This is a genomic window from Veillonellaceae bacterium (assembly GCA_012523975.1).
Taxonomy (GTDB): Bacteria; Bacillota; Negativicutes; order JAAYSF01; family JAAYSF01; genus JAAYSF01.
In genome coordinates this window covers 1-2,876 of sequence record JAAYSF010000063.1, presented here as the reverse complement: position 1 = coordinate 2,876, position 2,876 = coordinate 1, and the positions used below count along the sequence as shown (strand labels likewise).

General features: G+C 46.6%; 4 protein-coding genes. 3 read left to right on the top strand and 1 reads right to left on the bottom strand.

Annotation, left to right across the window (positions count from 1 at the left end):
- Window positions 1–275: 275 nt before the first annotated feature.
- Both GX348_08185 and GX348_08180 read left to right on the top strand, forming a co-directional pair.
- Window positions 276–947: a response regulator transcription factor gene (locus GX348_08185; GenBank protein NLP42156.1), complete on the top strand. Its 672-nt coding sequence runs from the start codon at window positions 276–278 to the stop codon at window positions 945–947.
- 126 nt (window positions 948–1,073) lie between these two features.
- Entirely contained in the window at window positions 1,074–1,550 is a 477-nt protein-coding gene (locus GX348_08180; protein ID NLP42155.1) for a glycosyltransferase, read from the top strand.
- Here GX348_08180 and GX348_08175 read toward each other — a convergent pair.
- Window positions 1,547–2,128 carry a hypothetical protein gene (locus GX348_08175; GenBank protein ID NLP42154.1) on the bottom strand — a complete coding sequence of 194 codons (582 nt, stop codon included), beginning with the start codon at window positions 2,126–2,128 and terminating at the stop codon, window positions 1,547–1,549. The two genes, GX348_08180 and GX348_08175, sit on opposite strands and share 4 nt — an antisense overlap.
- A 212-nt stretch (window positions 2,129–2,340) precedes the next feature.
- Between GX348_08175 and GX348_08170 the strand changes: the two genes are divergently transcribed.
- Window positions 2,341–2,876: ABC-F family ATP-binding cassette domain-containing protein (locus tag GX348_08170; GenBank protein NLP42153.1), on the top strand; the 536-nt coding region annotated here is incomplete at its 3' end.

Below are 2,876 nucleotides of genomic sequence, written 5' to 3'. Positions count from 1 at the left end.
TTGAAGGCGCTGAAGGGGATTTGAGATTGCCGCGCTGCGCTCGCAATGACAGTTTAGCTAGCCTGCGTGACTTTAGGTTGTATCACTACATTTATAGTTTTATCGATCAAGGTTGAATATGGGACTTTAATAATATATATTGGTTGAAGTTGGGTCTTTATTACCAGTATAATCCTGTCAATAGTTGACAGGATTATTACACTTTATGTAGAAAAAAGTATTAGTTAGACTTAGTCACTTGATTGTGGTTAGGAAATGGACGGGAGGTGAGCAGCGTGCCAATCAGATTACTTATTGCAGATGACCATGCATTGTTGCGTCAAGGTATTAAGAATGTATTAGAATTGGAACCTGATCTTGTTGTGATTGGCGAGGCGGCTGATGGCGATGCGGCCATTTCCAAATCAACTGAATTAGCGCCAGATATTTTGCTGCTTGATATAAATATGCCGCGGAAGAATGGGCTGGAAGTTACCAGATGTCTTCGCGATGCACAATCAACAACTAAGGTAATTATCCTAACTATTCATGATGATGAGAACTATGTGATTGAGGTTATAAAAGCCGGGGCTGCCGGCTATCTGCTTAAAGATGTTGAGCCCGGGATGCTGGTAAAGGCCATTAAGACGGTTTACGAAGGCGAGTCCTTTATTTATCCGACTTTAGCCCGCAAGCTGCTTAGGGAGATTAATCGTCAGGAAGAAAAGAAGAATGAGGCGGCTAAGGTTTTAGACCGTCGTCGGGAAGAACGGCTTACTTATCGCGAGATTGAAGTTCTCCAGCTTATTTGCCAAGGTATGAGCAACCAGACAATTGCCCAGACGCTTTTCTTGAGTGAAAAAACGGTCAAGAACCATTTGACTAATATTTTTCGGAAGATTAATGTTACCGACCGGACGCAGGCTGTGCTGTATGCGTTAAAGCATAAGATAGTGGAGCTTAACTAAGGGAGGAGATCGCCACGGGTTTGTGCCCTCGCGATGACAGATACTCTATTTCGGACTTATTCGCAGTAACACCCCTAAGATACTTTGCATATACTATCCTATCCCACGCAGAGGGGGTAGGATATTTTGTATTTTTCGTATATTGGAAGTGTAATTTTACTTTCCTTGGCGATTTATGGCGGGTGGCTGTTAATCCGTGATATTTGGGATATGTTTATTGAGCCTCGGTTGGTGCAACTGCCGAGCGCCAGTTTCTTAATCATAGTTAAAGACTGTGAGCAGGAAATTGAAGATTTAATGCGCTATTTAGTGCGAGAGATTGAAAATAACGACTCTGACTGCGACATTGTCGTTGTTGATAATAATTCAAGTGATCTCACCCCGGTAATCTTGGCCCGTATTGCTGACGATAATCCAATTATTGAGATAATAAGGGTGACAAATGGGGCAAAACCGGTGGCGGAAGGGCTCCCGCTCTGCCGGGGCGGGGTTGTGCATGTGCTGGAAATCGGCAGGCGGCTAAGCGCCGACGAATTTATGCTAACGGTATGCAAGCTGCTTGAGCAGGATAAGCGTGAAGTTGCTGTGGTTCGCCATGATTAACGCTGTTTGGCGGCAACGATGTCGCAGATGACTTCGACAAATTTTTGGATTATGGGGACAATCTCCGGGGCATATGTCCGAACATCTTCATGGATGCCAGTCGTTGCCGGGTATTGTGGGGTATAGGTAAGAGCCAGGCGGGCATTTTGGAGATGCTTGTTGACGGTTGCTATTGTCCACATAACCGGCAGGCGAATTCCGCCTGCTAAACAGATTATCGCTTGGTTTGGCGTCTTAGCGTCTTTTTCAACACTTTTAACGGCATAATAGTTTATATAACCGGTGCTGGTGTCACCTGCCACGCGCGGGGTGCGTACCTTTATCGGGCAGAGCACCAGTCCCGGGGTAAGCGGCAGAGGTTGCAGAATTGAACTTTGGGTGGCGAAGGAGGCGCGTTTTTTGAGGGCGGCCAGATCGGTAGCCCGGCTAATTGCCAGTCGTCTGATTACTGTCCGGATGCGGGTGTCGGTGGTATCAATAATACCGTCGGTAGTAATAATTTTAGTGGTATCGCCCGTCGCACTATAGCAAGGCAAGATGGCGGCAATGCGTTCGGGGATGACCAAATGCTGAGACATTGATGACTTCACTCCTCTCGTAGTAGGCTATTTTGTAGATATCTTGGGAACATGTGTTCGATGACTTAATACTATCAAATTATTGGTCAGTTCGCAATATACTGGTATAATTGTTATGAAGGGAAGATGTTCTTCCGAAAAGATGAGATTGCCGCGCTGCGCTCGCAATGACAGCGCTACTTACTATAAATAAATTTTTTAAGGGTGGACATATGGGAGTTTTACGGGTAGATGGACTGACTAAGGCTTTTGGGATAGAGACATTGTTCAGCGACGTAAGTTTTGAACTGCGGCGCGGTGATAAAGTGGGACTGATTGGGGCCAACGGTACGGGTAAGACTACGCTGCTGCGCTGTTTGTTAGGCTTTCAGCAGGCCGACAATGGACAGGTTTCGCTGCCGGCTGGGGAGACAGTCGGTTATGTCGAACAGGATTCCGGCACTGGTAAGCATACTTTTTATCAGGAACTGGCTAGCGCCTATAGCGACGTGCTAGGCTGGCAGGCTGATATGCGCCGTTTGGAGACGGCAATTGCCGCCGAGAAAAATGAAGCTGCCCAAGCCGAGCTGCTTAATGAGTATGCTAAAATAGTGGACAGGTTTGAACGTGGCGGCGGTTATGAATATGAGAATAATATCCGGCGGGTGGCTTTTGGCTTAGGTTTTACCGATGCTGACTTTGAGCGGACGCTGGATTCATTTTCAGGCGGCCAAAAGACACGTATAAGCCTTGCCAGGGCACTTTTGCG